Here is a 17,202-nt window from a genome sequence, read left to right as displayed (position 1 = left end):
CGGATCATGCCAGGCTGCGCGCAGGCAGCACGGTCCCGGCCGCCTCGCCGAAACCGATGGTCGGCAGGCCATCGCGGCGCGCTACTGCGCGCAGGATGATGGTATCGCCATCTTCCAGGAAGACGCGCTTCTCGCCATTGGCCAGGGTCAGCGGCGACTTGCCGCCACTGCTCAGCTCCAGCAGCGAACCGGCCTGATCGGCTGCCGGTCCGGACAGGGTCCCCGAACCGAAGAAGTCGCCCGGACGCAGATTGCAGCCATTGACGGTATGGTGCGTGACCAGTTGCGCCACGGTCCAGTAGGCGTCCCGATAATTGCCCAGCGAAAGTCGCTGCGGCGCACTGCCGGCTTCACGCATGGCGGCGGTCTGGATCAGCACTTCCAGTTCGATATCGAAGGCGCCACTCTGGCGCAGGGTCGGTGCATCCAGATAGGGCAGCGGCTGTGGATCGTCCGCCGGACGCGTCCAGGCGCAACGGTAAGGTGCCAGTGCTTCCAGGGTCACGATCCAGGGCGAGATGGTGGAAGCAAAGCTCTTGGACAGGAAGGGGCCCAGCGGCTGGTATTCCCAGGCCTGCACATCGCGTGCGGACCAGTCGTTCAACAGGCACAGGCCGAACACCTTGTCCTCGGCCTGATCCATCGGCACCGGTTCGCCCAGGGCATTGCCGCCGCCGATGAAGATGCCCAGTTCCAGTTCATAGTCGAGCCGCTTGCAGGGACCGAAGGTGGGCAAGTCCGCATCGGGTGCCCTGGTCTGGCCCACCGGACGACGGAACTGCTGGCCGGAGACGGCGATGGACGAAGCCCGACCGTGATAGCCGATCGGCACCCACTTGTAGTTGGGCAGCAGCGGATTGTCGGGACGGAACAGCTTGCCGACCGTGGTCGCGTGATGGATGGAGGTATAGAAGTCGGTGTAGTCACCGATCACGGCGGGGACGTCAAACTCGGACTGCGCCTGGGGCACCAGGCAGGCAGCCAGTTCGCTCTGGTGCGCCGAACCGCTGCGCAGCAGGCGCGACAGTGCCAGACGCAGTGCCGACCAGGCCGCCGGCTCCAGCGCCATCAGCGCATTGAGACGGCTGCCGCTACAGGCAGCATGCGCCGCTGCGCGCGTGGCTTCGTCAAAGCCGGAGAAGGCGCCGGCGGCCTGGGCCGCAGGCAGGTCCAGGATCTGGTCACCGATGGCCACGCCAGTGCGGTAACTTTCTTCACTGCCGCTGCGACGGAACACGCCGTAAGGCAGGTTCTGGATCGGGAAGCTGCTGTTTTCTGCATTTGCACTCGGGACCCAGCTCCGCAGGGAGGGGTCGTGGGTTTCGTTCAGTGTCAGGCTGCTCTGGCTCATGCGCGCTCCGGGTTGAAGTTCTTTTGAATGCCCAGCCAGCAGTCCTGATAATCGCGCTGCAGGGTCGGCGCGGACAAGGCGTGACGGGTCGGGCAAAGGATGTTGCGGGTCTCGAACATGAAGGCCATGGTGTGATCGACCTTGTTCGGCGTACTGGTATCGATGCGGCTGGCTTTCTCGAAGGTGGCCGCATCCGGTCCGTGACCGCTCATGCAATTATGCAGGCTGCCGCCACCGGGCACAAAGCCGCCGCCTTCCTTGGCATCGTACTGGCCGGTGATCAGGCCCATGTATTCGCTGGCCACGTTGCGGTGGAACCAGGGGGGACGGAAGGTGTCTTCCGCTGCCAGCCAGCGCGGCGGGAAGATCACGAAATCGATGGTATCCACGCCGGGGGTATCGCTCTGCGATTGCAGCACCAGGAAGATCGACGGATCGGGATGGTCATAGCTGATCGAGCCGATGGTGTTGAAGTGGCGCAGGTCGTACTTGCAGGGTGCGTAGTTGCCGTGCCAGGCCACCACGTCCAGCGGCGAATGGCCGATCTTCGCTTGCCACAGATGGCCGCCGAACTTGGCGATGAGCTGGAAGTCTCCCTCACGGTCCTCGTACCAGGCATGCGGTGTGGCAAAGTCGCGCGGATTGGCCAGGCCATTGGAGCCCAAGGGGCCGAGGTCCGGCAGGCGCAACAGGGCGCCAAAGTTCTCGCAGATGTAGCCGCGCGCCTGGCCATCGGGCAGACGCACCTGGAAGCGCACGCCACGCGGGATGACGGCGATCTCCTGCGGTTCGATGTCGATCACGCCCAGCTCGGTGCGCAATTGCAGGCGACCCAGTTGCGGCACGATCAGCAGTTCGCCATCGGCCGAATAGAAAAAGCGATCGGTCATCGAGCAATTGGCCGCGTAGAGGTGAATGGCGCAGCCACTCTGCGCTTGCGGCGAGCCGTTGCCGGCCATGGTAACCAGGCCTTCGATGAAGTCGGTCGGCACGGTCGGCATGGGCAGCGGATCCCAGCGCAACTGGTTGGGTGGCGGCGCGACGTCGTCGAAGTGGCTCACCAGCAGGCCGCGTTCCATCGGTTCGAAGGGATGATGCACGGCAGCCGGACGGATGCGATAGAGCCAGGAGCGGCGGTTGTGACCACGTGGCGCGGTGAAGGCCGTGCCGGAAATCTGTTCGGCATACAGGCCATAGGCCACGCGCTGCGGCGAATTCCGATGCGACGGCAAGGCGCCGGGCAGGGCTTCGGTAGCAAACTCGTTGCCGAAGCCGGACTGGTAGCCACGCGTATGCACGTGGTGGCTGACGGCAGAATCGGTGACGGTATTCATGCGGAGACTCCTCGGGAAGTACGATGCAACCGGGCGATGGTCAGTGCCGAGATCAGGGCCGGCACGGCCGCGGCGATGAACAGGGAGCCATTGCTCCACTGCAACGCGATCAACTGGCCACCGATGACCGGGCCTACCACCGAGCCGATGCGCCCGATCCCCAGCGCCCAGCCGATGCCGGTGGAACGCAGCGCAGTCGGATAGAAGGTACCGGCCAGCGCATTGACGGCTGGCTGGCCGCCGACGACGCAGAAGCCCGCCACGATCACCGCCAGGAACAGCAGCACCGGTGTGGCAGCGACCTTGCCGATCAAGGCGATGGACAGGCAGGCCAGCAGGAAGCAGCTGCCCAGCACGCGGGTGAAACCGAAACGGTTGATGAAGCGGCCCAGGGTCAGCGTACCGACCACGCCGCCCACCTGCAGCGAGGTACCGATCAGCACCGCCATGCTGGTGGAATAGCCGGCATCATGGATCAGCGTGGGCAGCCAGTTGGAGAGGAAATACAGGTTGATCAGGTTCATGAAGCTGATCAGCCACAGCAACACGGTAACGGTGCCGCGGCCATCACGGAACAGGGCCGCCACCGGCATGCCTTCGGCCTTGGCTTCCTTGACCACGATCTCGGTGCTGTCGTCGATGACCAGAGCGGGCGCGAGCTTGCGTAGCCAGCGGCTCACCTGGGCGCGCGGACGGCGGTGCAGGACCAGGAACTGGATCGATTCCGGCAGCCAGACCAGCATGGCCAGCCCCAGCAGCAGCGGCACCGCGCCGCCCACCCAGAACACCGCATGCCAGCCATGCGCCGGGATCAGTGCGGCACTGACGAATCCGCCTGCTGCCGCGCCCACGGTAAAGCCGCAGGAGACCAGCATCATGCGCGTCACGCGCGAGGACTGCGGGCTGAACTCGCCCACCAGCGCCATCGCATTGGGCATGATGCTGCCCAGGCCGAAGCCGGTGATGAAGCGCACGATGAGCAACTGATCGAGGGTCGTCACCAGCGGCGTCACCAGCATGCAGACCGCAAAGAACAGGGTGGAGACGATCAGTACCGGACGACGTCCGTAACGGTCGCCCACCGGCGTGAGCATCAGCGAACCAAGCAGCATGCCGAACAGACCGGCACCGAATACCGGACCCAGGCTGGCCTTGCTCACGCCCCAGTCGGCGATGATGGCCGGGGCCACGTAGCCCATGGCCTGCACGTCGAAGCCATCGATGATCAGGCACAGGCCGCACAGCAGCAGCAGGCCGAACTGGAAAGAACCGAACTGGCCCTGCTCCACCACCTGGTCCACATGGACGGTGGGGAGAGCGCCACGATTGTGGATGCTCATTGTCTTGCTCCTCGTCTGTCTTTACTTTTTTTTAGTTGTCTGGCCTGCCATTGCCGCGCCGTTGAGGCTGACAATGGCAGATTCGCATGGCCGTATGCGCAGGCGCTGCCGCGCGGCTCTTGATGGTGTTTATCGCGACGTCACTGTAGTGCAATCGTCCCTCTTTTACGATATAAATACGAAAATACGATCCATTCATTTCATGAATATTGCAGCGCACGCAGCCTTGCCGCGCGGCTGACCCGACCATGCCCCTCATCGAACCGCGTGACATCGACCTCAACCTGCTGGTGGTTTTCCAGGAGGTGTTCCAGGAACGCCAGATTTCCTCGGTGGCGCGTCGGCTGGGACTGTCGCAGCCGGCCGTGTCCAATGCGCTGGCGCGGCTGCGGCGCAGTTTCGGCGACGAGCTGTTCGTGCGCACGGCGCAAGGCATGCAGCCCACACCGTTTGCCGAGCAGCTGGCCGAGCCGGTGGCTGCGGCGCTGCAACAAGTCGCCCGCGCGCTCAACCGGCAGGAAGGTTTCGCCCCCCAGACCAGCGAGCGCCGCTTCACCATCGCCATGACCGACGTCGGCGAGGTGTATTTCATGCCGCGTCTGGTCGAGGCCTGTGCCGAGGTCGCGCCGGGGGTGAGCCTGTCCACCGTGCGTGCCGGCGCCGTCGATCTGAAGCGCGAAATGGAAGCAGGCCGGGTGGACCTGGCCATCGGCGCCTTCGACAATCTGTCGGAGGCGCTCTATCAACGGCGGCTGTTCCGCCAGGAATACGTCAGCATGTTCCGCCTCGGTCATGTGCTGGACCGGCGTGGCGAAGTGGGTCTCAAGGAGTTCCTGGCGGCCGAGCATCTGATGGTGTCCTCGCTGGAGAGTCCCTATGACCGCATCAACCAGAACCTGGAAAAGGCCGGCATCCTGCCCAGTGTGCGCTTCCGCGTACCGCACTTCACGGCGGTGCCCTATATCGTCAGCACCACGGCCCTGGTCGTGACCGTGCCGCGCAAGCTGGCCGAAAGTGCGGCTGCGCCCTTCGGGCTGCGTTACATCAAGCCACCGCTGCGCCTGCCGGCGCTGCAGACCAACATGTTCTGGCATCGCCGTTACAATCAGGACGAGGGCAATGTCTGGCTGCGCAACCTGATCTCGGCGCACTTTGCAGAATGAATCCGGGCGGTATCTGAACCGGAACCAAGACACTGGCCGCAAGGCAAGGGAGGAGACACATGCACATCTATCGCAACTATGACCGCCAGGCGTTGGACCAGCAGTACAACGTGCGCCTGCGCATCACCGATTTCCAGGACTGGTTCGACCGTTTCGCCCGCCAGGGAGAAGCGGCGCGGCAAGCCCATCCGCACCTGGCCGATGTGCCCTATGGCGAGGACGCGCTGCAGACCCTGGATTTCTTTCCCGGAAGCACCAATGGCCGGCCGCTGCTGGTGTTCATCCACGGCGGCTACTGGCGCTCGCTGGACAAGCACCAGTTCAGCCAGATAGCTCTGCCCTATCTGGCGCAGGACATCAACGTGGCCCTCATCAATTACCGGCTGGCACCGCAGGCGCGCATGGGCGATATCGCCGCCGACTGCGGCCGCGCGCTGCGCCTGCTCTATGCCAAGGCGGCGGCACTGCGCTTTGATCCGGATGCGATCTGGCTCATGGGCCACTCCGCCGGCGCCCACCTGGCCGCGCTGATCGCCTCGCTGGGCGCAGCGCCCGTGCGCGGCGTGTGCGGCATCAGCGGCATCTATGACCTGGAACCGGTGCGACTGTCCTATCTCAACGAAGTGCTGCACCTCTCGCCCTCGGACGCCCAGCAGGCCAGCCCGCAATTGCTGGCCATGCCCAATGGCGTACAGGCCCTGCTGTGTGCGGGCGCGGAAGAGTCAGCGGAATTCCTGCGCCAGCGTGACCTCTATGCGACCACCCTGCGCCAGTCGGGGCATGCCGTGGAAGTGGTGGCGCTGCCGGGTCAGCACCACCTGAGCGTGGTGGATGTGGCTGCGGATGCGGGCAGTGTGTTGACCCGGACCATGCTGAAGATGATGCTGGGATGATGCGGCCATCCCTGTGCCTGGCTGCCCGCTGAGGAGGAAATGCTTCAGGGGGTCTTGCGGGGACGGCGGATCCTGGCGCGCGGCTTTTCAGAAACGGCCATGTTCGGACGCCCGAGCTTCACCGGTTCCGGCGTCAGGTCGAAGCTGGTCTTGTCGGGGAACGTGGCCGTCAAGACCAACCGCCCGCCCAGACCCCGCACGAAATCCATGACGCTGCTGACCAGCAGATCGTCCCGGCTTTCCATCTTCGAGATGGCGGCTTGCTGCACCTGCAGGCGCTCTGCCAGACTGGCCTGCGTGACTTGCAAGCGCTTGCGCAAGGCTTGCAGCTTGATGCTGGTCTGCATGGATTCCGTTCTTGCCTCTGCCTGCAGTTGCGCCTCCGGTCGCATGCGGGCGCGCAGTTCGCTAAACTTTTTTGCCATGGTCGATTGCCTCCTTGCTCAATGTGTCGAGATGATCGTCGTAGAGCTTGTCCGCGAGCGGGACGTATTGCTCGTACCAACGCTGATTGCCGCTCTTGACCCCGCCGATCAACAGAATCGCATGCCGCTGCGGATCAAATGCGTAGAAGACGCGGTAAGGTCGCCCCCTGTGCTGCATCCGGAGCTCCCTCATGTGCGCATGCCTGGAACCGGAAATTCCCGAACTGTAGGGATACCTGAGCGCCGTTCCGTTCTTCTCCAGCAGGCCGACGCAGGCGGCAACGGAAATCTGTTCGGCCTCGTCGAGTTGCTCCCACCAAAGCTCGAATTCGTCAGTGAATTCTACATCGCATTGCATCGAATATTCCTCCAAAGACATATTCCGTCAAAAGAATTTTTTGAACATGGCAGGAGAGTTACCGGCAACAGTCGCTCCTGGCGTGGCTCGCCAGCGTAACCAGTCGCGCGGGCAAATCATTTTTGGCTAGCAAATTGGCGGGGAATCTCGAAAAGTTTTGTGGACAGCGCCTTACACTGCCCCGCCCAAGACAACAATAAGAATCATTTTCATCTGAACTATAATAGCGGCCTGCCCCGCCGACCGCCCCCGCTGCGGCACGGCTGACAAGACCAACAAGGCGCATGCGCCCTCGCCGCTTTAGTGATACATGTTCAAGAAGATCTGGTTCCAGTTGCACTGGTTCATCGGCATTACCGCCGGCACCCTGTTGATGACCATCGGCGTGACCGGCGCCGTCCTGGCTTTCCGCGAGGAAATCATGGAGGCCATGAGCCCTGGCGTGATGCACGTCGAGGTACGCCAGCAGGCCACGCTCACGCCCCAGCAACTGCTGGACAAGCTGCACGAGGCCCAACCGCAGCGACGTGTCACGACCCTGACCCTGAGTACCGACGCGGGCGCCTCGGCGCGCGTGGTATTCGCCCCGCCACCGGGCGTGCGGCGCGGTGAGGCGCGCTATGCCGATCCCTATACGGGCGCGCTGCTGCCGCCGGTGACGGGCGCGGCTTTCTTCGAACTGGTCGAACGTTTCCACCGCTGGCTGCTGCTGCCTACCGAGATCGGCAAGATCGTGCTGGGTACGCTGGCGCTGTCGCTGCTGATGCTGGCGCTCTCGGGCCTGTACCTGCGCTGGCCGCGTCGCCCCTTGTCGCTGCGCGCCTGGCTGCGACTGGACTTCCAGCTGCACGGACGCTCCTTCCTGTGGAACCTGCATTCGGTCATCGGTACCTGGTCGCTGGTGATGTATGTGCTGCTGGCCACCACCGGCGCCTACTGGGCGCTGGACTGGTTCAAGGACGGCGTCAACACGCTGGCCGGCGAGAGCCGTCGGCCGCCCATGCAGCGCGGCGAGGGCCGGAAGAACCCGGCATCGGACCAGGTCGTGCCGCTGGACCTGACCCGGGTCTGGAACAGCTTCCTCAGCAAGGCGCCGGACTACCGCAGTGCGCAGTTGCGCCTGCCGGAACAGGGCTCCCAGCCGGTGCAGATCTTCTTCCTCGATGACGCTGCGCCCCATGAGCGCGCCCGCAGCCGCATGGTGGTGCTGCCGCAAAGTGGCGAGATCCGGCAACTGGAGCGCTACGAAGACAAGAGCAAGGGCGGCAAGCTCATCGCCGCCATCTACCCGCTGCACATGGGCAGCTACTTCGGCCTGCCGGGCCGCATCATCATGGCCATCGCCAGTCTGATGATGCCGCTCTTCGGCATCACCGGCTGGCTGCTGTACCTGGATCGTCGCCGCAAGAAAGCCGCCCTGCGCGCCGAACGTGCCGGCCTGGGCGACACGGCCAACCAGGGCGACGCCGAACCGGTGCTGGTGGCCTATGCCTCGCAGACAGGCCAGGCCGAGCGCATCGCCATGCATACCGCCGCCGGACTGCGCCGCAGCGGTACCGCCGTGCATCTGCAATCACTGGCGCAATGCACGCCGGAAAGCCTGCGCCATCACCGCCGCATCCTCTTCATCGCCAGCACCTTCGGCGAAGGCGATGCCCCGGACAGCGCGCGCGGCTTCGAGAAGCGCCTGCGCCAGGCGCCAGGCCAGTCGCTGACGCACGTGCACTACGCCATCCTGGCCCTGGGCGACCGTCACTATGCGCAGTTCTGCGGATTCGGTCACACGCTCGACCACGGTCTGCGCCAGTGCGGCGCCCAGCCCCTGTTCCCGCTGATCGAAGTCGACCGCATGGCCGGCGTGGCGCTGCGCAAATGGGAAAACGAACTGGCCGCCCACGGCCTGCAAACCCGGGTGGCCGAGCTCCTGCCCACCACGGGCCCGACCTGGCAGACCTGGCGGCTGAAGCGCCGCGTCCTGATGAATCCGGGCAGCCAGGGCGCAGCGCTGTACCACCTCGAATTGCAAGCGCAGGATAGTGCCCTGCCCGACTGGCAAGCCGGTGCCCTGGTGGAGATCCTGCCGCGCCACGCGCCGGATCGTGTCGCCCTGCTGCTGCAGCGCCTGCAACTCGATGGCGCCGCCATGGTGAAACATCAAGGGCAAGCACGGACGCTGGCCGAGGCCCTGGCCTGCAGCGTCCTGCCGCTGCATCCCGAGCGCCAGGCACAGGCCCTGGCCGACCAGTTGCAGCCGCTGGCCGCGCGTTCGTATTCGGTGGCCTCGGTGCCACAGGATGGTGCCGTGCACCTGCTGGTGCGCCAGGTCCGGCATGAAGACGGACTGGGACTGGCCTCGGGCTGGCTGACCGAATTTGCACCAAGCGATGCAGCGGTCGACCTGCGTCTGGTGGAAAACGCCGGCTTCGCTCCCGTGCCCGCCGACACCCCTGCCATCTTCATCGGCAACGGTTCCGGCCTGGCCGGCTTGCGCAGCCACCTGCGCGCCCGCCTGCAGCACGGAGAAACGAAGACGCGCAACTGGCTGCTGTTTGGCGAACGCAACGAACGTGCCGACTTCTTGTATCGCGATGAATTGCAGGCCTGGTTGGAACAGGGTCACCTGGCCCGACTGGACCTGGCCTTCTCGCGCGACCAGGGGCAACGCCTGTATGTGCAGGACCGCCTGCGCGAGGCCGCACCTGAACTGCACCGATGGCTGGCCCAGGGCGCGGTGATCTATGTCTGTGGCAGCCTGGAAGGCATGGCCGCCGGGGTCGATGCCGTCCTCACCGACCTGCTGGGCGAGGCCGGCCTGCATGCCCTGATCGAACAGAACCGCTATCGTCGCGACGTTTATTGATCGCTGCGGCGGCAGGCAGACAACACCTGCCGCGCCATCCTGTAGGCAGCCCCCGCTTTTCTCTGTAGGACAGTTCCGATTCGTGCCTGGCGCCGCGCAACAGCGCGGCAGCCGGGCCTATACTCGTGCGCACGGCCCTGCCTGCAGATGCCCCACCGCGTCGGGCTGCATGGCCGCGCCCAACCGGGATACTTCCATGACCAACAAGAAAATCCACCTGAGGAGCGGGTGCGCCACATGGCTGCTGTTGCTGCTGAGTTCGCTCCTGCTGGCCGCTTGCAGTTCCTTGCCCACCATCGTGCCCGACATGGACACGCAATCGGCCCGCAGCATCCAGATGAAGGGCGGACGCGGCGTGCTCACCGAGGCACAGGCCAAGGCCGTGCTGGACCGGCTGCGCGCGCAGAATGCCGACAACACCTTGCTGGACCGGCACGTGGCCATCGAGGGAGCCATCACCGGCGCGCCGCTGGTCACCGGCAACAAGGTGACCCTGTTGATCGATGGTCCGGCCACCTATGCCTCCATGCGGCAAGCCATCGAGGGCGCGCGCCATCACATCAACATGGAAACCTACATCATGGAAGATGACGAGGTCGGCCGCCAGTTCGCCGATCTCCTCATCGCCATGCAGCGCAAAGGCGTGCAGGTCAACCTGATGTACGACAGCGTAGGCTGCATCAATACCCCGCGTGAATTCTTCCAGCCCATGATCGATGCCGGCATTCACGTGCTGGAGTACAACCCCATCAATCCCACCCAGGTCCGCAAGGACTGGGAAGTCAATCAGCGCGATCATCGCAAGCTGCTGGTGGTGGACGGCAAGACCGCATTCGTGGGCGGCATCAACATCAGCAGCGTCTACTCCAGCGGTTCCTTCAGTACCCGCAGGAAGAAGCCGCAGCTCGACCAGCAGGGCCAGAAAATCCCCTGGCGTGATACGCAGGTACGCATCGATGGTCCGGTGGCGCTGGAATTCCAGAAACTCTTCATCGAGACCTGGGGCCGGCAGCGCGGCCCCGACCTCGGCGAGCACCGCTACTTCCCGCCGGTAGCACCGGCCGGCAACGAGATCGTGCGCGCCATCGGCAGCTCGCCCGAGGATCCCTACAGCATCATCTACGCCACCTTCATCTCGGCCATCCAGCATGCGGAAAGCACGATCTACCTGACCAACGCCTACTTCGTGCCCGATCCGCAACTGCGCGACTCGCTCAAGGCGGCCGCCCGACGCGGGGTGGATGTGCGCCTGATCTTGCCTTCGCACAGCGATTCCTCGCTGGTGCTGTACGCCTCGCGCTCCTTCTACAGCGAACTGCTGGAAGCGGGCGTACGCATCTACGAACGCCAGGACGCGCTGCTGCACTCCAAGACCGCGCTCATTGATGGCGTGTGGTCCACCATCGGCTCCACCAATCTGGACTGGCGCAGCTTCGTCTACAACCAGGAAATCAATGCCGTGATCCTCAGCCCGCAATTCGGCGTACAGATGAAAAGCATGTTCGACCGGGATCTCGGCGCCTCCAAGGAAATCACCAGGCAACAGTGGGAACAGCGGCCCATCAGCGAGCGTATGAAGGAATTCGGCGCCAGTGTCTGGTCCCGCCTGCTGTGAGCCCGACTGAAGGTACCAGCTTATGAACGAATGTACTGAAATCCGAGAGCAGTCCGAGGTGCGGCCACCGTTCTCGCGCCTGCGCGCACGCCTCATCGTCGCCACCGGCCTGGTGCTGGCGGCCTGCACCTGGGCCCATGCCCAAACCCTGAACGGTGCGGCAGCCCTGAAGAGCCGGTACCAGGAACTGCAGGGCGAGCTCAACAACAATGCCTACCATCGCCCGCTCTACCTGAATTCGCGCGAGGACGGAGGCAACGTCAAGGGGGACATCTATGCCGTGCTGGCCTATCCCTTCGCCCAGGTACGCGGCTCGCTGGACAGTCCCGAGCACTGGTGCGACATCCTCATCCTGCACCTCAACACCAAGTATTGCCGGCTCATGCGCGAGGGTGGGCAGACTATCCTGCGCATGCAGGTCGGCAAGAAGACCGAACAGGACATCGACGACACCTACCGCATCGACCTGCGCTATCACGGCGGGGTCAGTACGGCCGATTATTTCTCCTCATCGATGCTGGCCGACAAGGGGCCGCTGGACACTTCCCGCTACCGTATCGAAATCGAGGCGATTGCGCTGGACGAGCAGCGCTCCTTCCTGCATTTCAGCTATGCCTATTCCTATGGCATGGCCAGCCGGATCGCGCTGCGGGCCTACCTGATGACGGCAGGCCGCGACAAGGTCGGCTTCAGCGTCGTCAAACGCGAGGCCAACGGGCAGCCGCTCTATGTCTCGGGCAGCCGCGCGACCGTGGAGCGCAATACCATGCGCTACTACCTGGCCATCGATGCCTATCTGTCGGGCCTGACGGCACCGCCTGGCGAACGGGTGGAGAAGCGCCTGACTACCTGGTATGGCGCCACCGAACAATATCCCCGCCAGCTGCATGAGCTCAGCCGGGAAGCGTATCTCGCCATGAAGCGCAAGGAAGTGGCGCGACAGCAGAAGGCTGCTCAGCCGGAGGCTCAGTAGAACCCATTTCATCAATAGGCGTGAGATGCGTTCTGTCCACCGGCCTGCTCGCGCAACCACTCCAGAAACGCCGCCACCGCCGGCCGCCGCGCATGGTGCGCCGGATAAACCGCAAAGTGCGCCTTGACCTTGATGGCGCGCTCCAGGCCAAAGACCGGTTTGAGTTTCTTTTCCTCGATGTGCCGCGCGGCCACGGTCGCGCTCTCCAGCGCCACGCCCAAGCCCTGGGTGGCGGCATCCAGTGACATCTGGGCGCGGTCGAAGCGCACCGCGAACTGGTCCGGCGCGCGCACCTGCGCAAACTCCCCGAACCAGTCGGCCCACTGCACCACGCTCACATTGCTGCGAATGAGCTTCACACCCAGCAGATCGGCGGGCTTCCTGAGCTTGTATTCGCGCATGAAGGCCGGGCTGGCCAGGGGCACGATGCGTTCCTCGAACAAGGGCTCCACCACCAGGCCCGGCCAGTTGGGAATGCCGTAGCGGATGTCGATATCCACTTCGCCCAGTTCGAAATTGCTTTGCGAATGCGCCGCTGAAAGATTGAAGGTGATCTCAGGATGATTGCGCGCGAAATCATTGAGCCGCGCCATCAGCCACAGGCTGGCGATGCTGGGCGCGCTGTGGATGTAGAGCGTGTTGTTGACGCCCTGGCGCACATCCACGGAGGCCGCCGTGATGGCCGAGATCGCCCCCTGGATGCGCGCCAGATAGCTTTCCCCCGCCGTGGTGATGCGCACCCCATGCGCACTGCGCTCGAACAGACGTATGCCCAGATAGGATTCCAGACGTGCCACCTGATGGCTCACCGCCGAGGCCGTCAGATGCAGTTCGGCGGCGGCCAGCGCAAAACTCTTGCGCCGGGCCACCGCTTCGAAGGCCTGAAGGTTGGGTAGAGGCGGGAGAACGGCCATGGACGGGCTCTCTGGCTAAGATGAAGATCCGTCACTTTAACATGACGAGACTTCGCTTGTCGTCACGCGAGGAAAGTCCGACCATGCGCATCAGAACAAAAACGGAGACATGGTCCACTGCCCTGCATGCTGCCTCGCATGCTGCGCGGCCGCACGCGCCATCGCGCATCCGCGCTGTCTCCGCTGTTGCTCACCTCAACGCAAACATCTGGAGAACTCGACATGCTGCTCAAGGACAAGATTGCCGTCATTACCGGCGGTGCAGGCATCAACGGACTGGGCTACGCCACGGCACGCCTGATGGCCGAACAAGGCGCCCGCGTGGTGGTGCTGGATCTGGCGCAGGCCGACCCGGCTGCGGCGGCAGCGCGCATCGGCAGCCAGCACCTGGGTCTGGTGGCCGACGTCACTGACAAGGCTTCCTGCGAGAGCGCCATCGGCGCCGCCCTCAAGCACTTTGGCCGCATCGACATCCTGGTCAACAATGCCGGCATCACCCAGCCGGTCAAGACGCTGGAGATCACCGGCGCCGACTATGACCGCATCCTCGACGTCAGCCTGCGCGGCACGCTTTACATGTCGCAGGCGGTGCTGCCGGCCATGCGCGCGCAACAGAACGGTTCCATCATCTGCATCTCCTCGGTGTCGGCCCAGCGTGGCGGCGGCATCCTGGGTGGTCCGCACTATTCGGCAGCCAAGGCCGGCGTGCTGGGCCTGGCGCGCGCCATGGCGCGCGAGTTCGGTCCGGAAGGCATCCGCGTCAACTGCATCACCCCCGGCCTGATCGGCACCGACATCATCAAGGGCAAGCTCACCGAAGAAAAGAAGGCCGAAATCGCCGAGACCATTCCGCTGGCGCGCCTGGGCCGTGCCGATGACATCGGCGGTGCCTGCGTCTTCCTTGGTAGCGAGCTCTCGCAATACTGCACCGGCATCACGCTGGACGTTAATGGTGGAATGCTGATTCATTAAACGCAGCTTAATGCTCGTGCGCCGGCCTGGCCGGCATCCTTTACCACATCAGAACAAACAGGAGACCTGACATGACCCAAGACAACAGCAAATCCGGCAAGACCACCCTGAGCCGCCGCCAACTGCTCAAGGCCGGCGCCGTCGGTGCGGCCCTGCCGCTGTTTTCCATCATGACCCGTCCTGCCCATGCAGCCGAGTTCAACTACAAGTTCGCCACCGGTCAGGACCCGTCGCACCCGGTCAACAAGCGTGCCCAGCAAGCCATCGACCGCATCCGCGAAGCCACCGGGGGTCGTCTGGACATCAAGCTGTTCCCGGCCAACCAGCTGGGCTCGGATACCGACCTGATGTCGCAGATCCGCAATGGTGGCGTGGAATTCTTCAACCAGGCCAGCGTGGTGCTGTCCACCCTGGTGCCGGCGGCCGGCATCGTCAATACCGGTTTTGCCTTCCACGACTACAAGGAAGTCTGGCAAGCCATGGATGGTGCGCTGGGGGCCTATGTGCGCGCGCAGATCGAGAAGGTCGGCCTGCTCACCATGTCCAAGCCCTGGGACAACGGCTTCCGCCAGATCACCACCTCCACCAAGCCGATCAAGACTGCCGCCGACCTGAAGGGACTGAAGCTGCGCGTACCGGCAGCACCGATGCTGACCTCGCTGTTTACCGCCCTGGGCGCCAGCCCTACACCGATCAACTTCAACGAAGTCTATTCCTCGCTGCAGACCAGGCTGGTGGAGGGGCAGGAAAACCCGCTGGCCATCATCAGCACCGCGCGGCTCTATGAAGTGCAGAAGTACTGCACCATCTCCAACCACGTATGGGATGCCTACTGGATCCTGGGCAACCGCCGCGCCTTCGAAAAGCTGCCCAAGGACATCCAGGAAATCGTACGTCGCGAGCTGGACAAGGCCGCCACCGATGAACGCGCCGACATCGCCGCACTGGCCGGCTTCGCCCGCAATGAATTGCAGGGCAAGGGCTTGCAGATCATCGAGGCCGACAAGGACTCCTTCAAGCAGGCCCTGGCGCAGGCCAACTTCTACAAGGACATGCGCGCCAAGTTCGGCGAGGATGCCTGGAAGCTGCTGCAGAACGCCGTCGGGAGCCTGGGATGAGCGCCCTCTCGCTGGAGCAGCCGGTCAGCGATGAGCGCTCGCTGTCTGCGCGCCTGGAGCACTGGCTGGGCGTGGCCATCGAGATTCCCGCTGCGGCCCTGGTGGTGGGCGAGGTAGTGGTCTTGCTGGCGGGCGTGATCATGCGCTTCATCTTCAACAACCCGATACCCTGGGCCGATGAGCTGGCCTCCATTCTCTTCCTGTGGCTGGCCAACCTGGGGGCAGCGGTCGCCCTGCGGCGCGGCACCCACATGCGCACCACGGTGCTGGTGGGCTTCTTGAGCGAACGCGGAAAAGCCTGGGCTGAGGCACTGGCCATCATCGCGCCCTGCGTGATGCTGCTCATCCTGATCCATCCGATGTGGGAATACGCCGAAGACGAAATGTTCGTGCAGACCCCGGCGCTGGGCTGGCCCAACACCGTGCGAGCCGCCGCCGTGGGGGTCGGTGCGGCGTTGATGATCGCGCTGTCGCTGCTGCGCATCTCGCGCCAGAAGCTGGTCGACCTGGTGGGCGTGCTGGCCTTGCTGGCGCTGGTGGCCGCTGCCATGTACTTCGGCGCGGACTGGCTGCAGGCCATCGGCAACTGGAACCTGGTGGTGTTCTTCGGCCTGGTACTGGCAGTGTCGGTGCTCATGGGCATTCCCATCGCCTTCTGCTTCGGCCTGGCCACGGTGGCCTTCATGCTGACGGTGACCAGCAGTCCCCTGGCGGTGGTGGCGGGGCGCTTCGATGAAGGCATGTCCTCGCTGATCCTGCTGGCCGTGCCGCTGTTCATCCTGCTGGGACACCTGGTGGAGATGACCGGCATGGCCAAGGCCATGGTGGACTTCCTGGCCTCGCTGCTGGGCCACGTGCGCGGCGGCCTGAACTACGTGCTGCTGGGCGCAATGCTGCTGGTCTCGGGCATCTCCGGCGCCAAGACCGCCGACATGGCGGCGGTGGCCCCGGTGCTGCTGCCGGAGATGAAGCGCCGCGGCAATCACGAGGGCGAACTCATTTCGCTGCTGGCGGCCTCCGGTGCCATGGCCGAGACCATTCCGCCCTCGCTGGTGTTGATCACCATCGGTTCGGTGGCGGGCGTGTCCATTGCGGCACTGTTTACCGGTGGCATCATGCCGGGCATCGTGCTGGCCGTGCTGCTGGCGATACTGGCGCGCTGGCGCAGTGCCGAGATCATGGAAGGCATCCAGCGCGCCCCGGGCCGCGTGGTACTGCGTACGCTCATCATCGCCCTGCCCGCACTGCTGCTGCCCATCCTGATCCGTACCGCCGTGGTCGAGGGCGTGGCCACGGCCACCGAGGTCTCCACCATCGGCATCGCCTATTCGGTGGTGGCCGGTCTGGTGGTGTATCGCAAGTTCGACTGGAAGCGGCTCTATCCCATGCTGGTCGACACCGCCGCCTTGTCGGGCGCGATCCTCTTCATCATCGGTACGGCCACCGGCATGTCGTGGGCGCTGACGCAGTCGGGCTTCTCGCATGCACTGGCCGAGGCCATGACCAGCGTACCGGGCGGCAAATACGGTTTCCTGCTGGTGTCGATTGCCGCCTTCGTGGTGCTGGGCAGCGTGCTGGAAGGCATCCCCGCCATGGTGCTGTTCGCGCCCCTGCTGTTCCCGGTGGCCAAGGCCATTGGCGTGCATGAGGTGCATTACGCCATGGTCATCATCCTCTCCATGGGCGTAGGCCTGTTCGCGCCGCCCTTCGGTCTGGGCTACTACGCCGCCTGCACCATCGGCCGCGTGCATCCGGACGTGGCGGTCAAGCGCATCTGGCCTTACCTGGGCGCCCTGGTGCTGGGCCTGCTGATCGTGGCCTTCGTGCCTTGGTTCTCGGTGGGTTTCCTGTGATTTTTACGTTTTCATTCATCTAGCAAGGACACG

14 protein-coding genes are annotated in these 17,202 nt (G+C 64.4%); 8 read left to right on the top strand and 6 right to left on the bottom strand.

The window, feature by feature from the left end; genetic code table 11:
- Positions 1 to 4: 4 nt before the first annotated feature.
- From fahA to GWL_RS02335, 3 genes are read right to left on the bottom strand one after another with little or no spacing between them, the layout of a single operon-like run.
- Complete coding sequence (gene fahA, locus GWL_RS02345; protein WP_008326253.1) at positions 5 to 1,351, bottom strand: fumarylacetoacetase; 1,347 nt, start codon at positions 1,349 to 1,351, stop codon at positions 5 to 7.
- Positions 1,348 to 2,685 carry a homogentisate 1,2-dioxygenase gene (gene hmgA / locus GWL_RS02340; protein WP_008326252.1) on the bottom strand — a complete coding sequence of 446 codons (1,338 nt, stop codon included), beginning with the start codon at positions 2,683 to 2,685 and terminating at the stop codon, positions 1,348 to 1,350. Before hmgA ends, fahA begins: the two co-directional genes overlap by 4 nt.
- A complete protein-coding gene (locus tag GWL_RS02335) occupies positions 2,682 to 4,025 on the bottom strand; it encodes an MFS transporter (RefSeq protein ID WP_008326251.1) in 1,344 nt (447 codons plus the stop codon). Before GWL_RS02335 ends, hmgA begins: the two co-directional genes overlap by 4 nt.
- A 248-nt stretch (positions 4,026 to 4,273) precedes the next feature.
- Between GWL_RS02335 and GWL_RS02330 the strand changes: the two genes are divergently transcribed.
- Entirely contained in the window at positions 4,274 to 5,188 is a 915-nt protein-coding gene (locus tag GWL_RS02330; protein WP_008326250.1) for a LysR substrate-binding domain-containing protein, read from the top strand.
- A gap of 59 nt (positions 5,189 to 5,247) precedes the next feature.
- Entirely contained in the window at positions 5,248 to 6,081 is an 834-nt protein-coding gene (locus tag GWL_RS02325; RefSeq protein WP_008326249.1) for an alpha/beta hydrolase, read from the top strand.
- A gap of 44 nt (positions 6,082 to 6,125) precedes the next feature.
- Here the strand turns inward: GWL_RS02325 and GWL_RS02320 are convergent, their stop codons facing one another.
- Both GWL_RS02320 and GWL_RS02315 read right to left on the bottom strand, forming a co-directional pair.
- Positions 6,126 to 6,506, bottom strand: a complete 381-nt coding sequence (locus GWL_RS02320; RefSeq protein ID WP_008326248.1) for an XRE family transcriptional regulator — start codon at positions 6,504 to 6,506, stop codon at positions 6,126 to 6,128.
- Entirely contained in the window at positions 6,490 to 6,864 is a 375-nt protein-coding gene (locus GWL_RS02315) for a type II toxin-antitoxin system RelE/ParE family toxin (RefSeq protein WP_008326247.1), read from the bottom strand. The genes GWL_RS02320 and GWL_RS02315 overlap by 17 nt, the downstream gene beginning before the upstream one ends.
- A gap of 310 nt (positions 6,865 to 7,174) precedes the next feature.
- Between GWL_RS02315 and GWL_RS02310 the strand changes: the two genes are divergently transcribed.
- The 3 genes from GWL_RS02310 (at position 7,175) to GWL_RS02300 (ending at position 12,312) form a co-directional block, all read left to right on the top strand.
- Positions 7,175 to 9,724, top strand: coding sequence for a sulfite reductase flavoprotein subunit alpha (locus tag GWL_RS02310; protein ID WP_008326242.1), 2,550 nt, complete (start codon positions 7,175 to 7,177; stop codon positions 9,722 to 9,724).
- Positions 9,725 to 9,920: 196 nt separating this feature from the next.
- A complete protein-coding gene (cls, locus tag GWL_RS02305) occupies positions 9,921 to 11,339 on the top strand; it encodes a cardiolipin synthase (protein WP_008326239.1) in 1,419 nt (472 codons plus the stop codon).
- 22 nt (positions 11,340 to 11,361) lie between these two features.
- Positions 11,362 to 12,312: a hypothetical protein gene (locus GWL_RS02300; RefSeq protein WP_008326236.1), complete on the top strand. Its 951-nt coding sequence runs from the start codon at positions 11,362 to 11,364 to the stop codon at positions 12,310 to 12,312.
- Positions 12,313 to 12,323: 11 nt separating this feature from the next.
- Here the strand turns inward: GWL_RS02300 and GWL_RS02295 are convergent, their stop codons facing one another.
- On the bottom strand, positions 12,324 to 13,226 hold the full coding sequence (locus tag GWL_RS02295; RefSeq protein ID WP_008326235.1) for a LysR substrate-binding domain-containing protein: 903 nt from the start codon (positions 13,224 to 13,226) through the stop codon (positions 12,324 to 12,326).
- A gap of 222 nt (positions 13,227 to 13,448) precedes the next feature.
- On the opposite strand from GWL_RS02295, the gene GWL_RS02290 reads away from it, so the two are divergent.
- The 3 genes from GWL_RS02290 to GWL_RS02280 all read left to right on the top strand — a co-directional run bounded on the left by GWL_RS02290 (position 13,449) and on the right by GWL_RS02280 (position 17,169).
- Complete coding sequence (locus GWL_RS02290; RefSeq protein WP_034349846.1) at positions 13,449 to 14,198, top strand: SDR family NAD(P)-dependent oxidoreductase; 750 nt, start codon at positions 13,449 to 13,451, stop codon at positions 14,196 to 14,198.
- Between the two features lie 71 nt (positions 14,199 to 14,269).
- Positions 14,270 to 15,316: a TRAP transporter substrate-binding protein gene (locus GWL_RS02285; RefSeq protein WP_008326233.1), complete on the top strand. Its 1,047-nt coding sequence runs from the start codon at positions 14,270 to 14,272 to the stop codon at positions 15,314 to 15,316.
- A complete protein-coding gene (locus tag GWL_RS02280; RefSeq protein WP_008326232.1) occupies positions 15,313 to 17,169 on the top strand; it encodes a TRAP transporter large permease subunit in 1,857 nt (618 codons plus the stop codon). The genes GWL_RS02285 and GWL_RS02280 overlap by 4 nt, the downstream gene beginning before the upstream one ends.
- The last annotated feature ends 33 nt before the right edge of the window (positions 17,170 to 17,202 follow it).

It is taken from the genome of Herbaspirillum sp. GW103 (assembly GCF_000261365.1).
Taxonomy (GTDB): domain Bacteria; phylum Pseudomonadota; class Gammaproteobacteria; order Burkholderiales; family Burkholderiaceae_D; genus Herbaspirillum.
This window is presented reverse-complemented; position numbering and strand designations above follow the sequence as displayed.

Bases quoted from the DNA above. Each gene is read 5' to 3' on its own strand.
- GWL_RS02310 (WP_008326242.1), top strand. From the start codon at position 7,175: ATGTTCAAGAAGATCTGGTTCCAGTTGCACTGGTTCATCGGCATTACC.
- GWL_RS02320 (WP_008326248.1), bottom strand. From the start codon at position 6,506: ATGGCAAAAAAGTTTAGCGAACTGCGCGCCCGCATGCGACCGGAGGCG.
- GWL_RS02330 (WP_008326250.1), top strand. From the start codon at position 4,274: ATGCCCCTCATCGAACCGCGTGACATCGACCTCAACCTGCTGGTGGTT.
- GWL_RS02300 (WP_008326236.1), top strand. From the start codon at position 11,362: ATGAACGAATGTACTGAAATCCGAGAGCAGTCCGAGGTGCGGCCACCG.
- GWL_RS02285 (WP_008326233.1), top strand. From the start codon at position 14,270: ATGACCCAAGACAACAGCAAATCCGGCAAGACCACCCTGAGCCGCCGC.
- fahA (WP_008326253.1), bottom strand. From the start codon at position 1,351: ATGAGCCAGAGCAGCCTGACACTGAACGAAACCCACGACCCCTCCCTG.
- cls (WP_008326239.1), top strand. From the start codon at position 9,921: ATGACCAACAAGAAAATCCACCTGAGGAGCGGGTGCGCCACATGGCTG.
- GWL_RS02280 (WP_008326232.1), top strand. From the start codon at position 15,313: ATGAGCGCCCTCTCGCTGGAGCAGCCGGTCAGCGATGAGCGCTCGCTG.
- GWL_RS02325 (WP_008326249.1), top strand. From the start codon at position 5,248: ATGCACATCTATCGCAACTATGACCGCCAGGCGTTGGACCAGCAGTAC.
- hmgA (WP_008326252.1), bottom strand. From the start codon at position 2,685: ATGAATACCGTCACCGATTCTGCCGTCAGCCACCACGTGCATACGCGT.
- GWL_RS02335 (WP_008326251.1), bottom strand. From the start codon at position 4,025: ATGAGCATCCACAATCGTGGCGCTCTCCCCACCGTCCATGTGGACCAG.
- GWL_RS02315 (WP_008326247.1), bottom strand. From the start codon at position 6,864: ATGCAATGCGATGTAGAATTCACTGACGAATTCGAGCTTTGGTGGGAG.
- GWL_RS02295 (WP_008326235.1), bottom strand. From the start codon at position 13,226: ATGGCCGTTCTCCCGCCTCTACCCAACCTTCAGGCCTTCGAAGCGGTG.
- GWL_RS02290 (WP_034349846.1), top strand. From the start codon at position 13,449: ATGCTGCTCAAGGACAAGATTGCCGTCATTACCGGCGGTGCAGGCATC.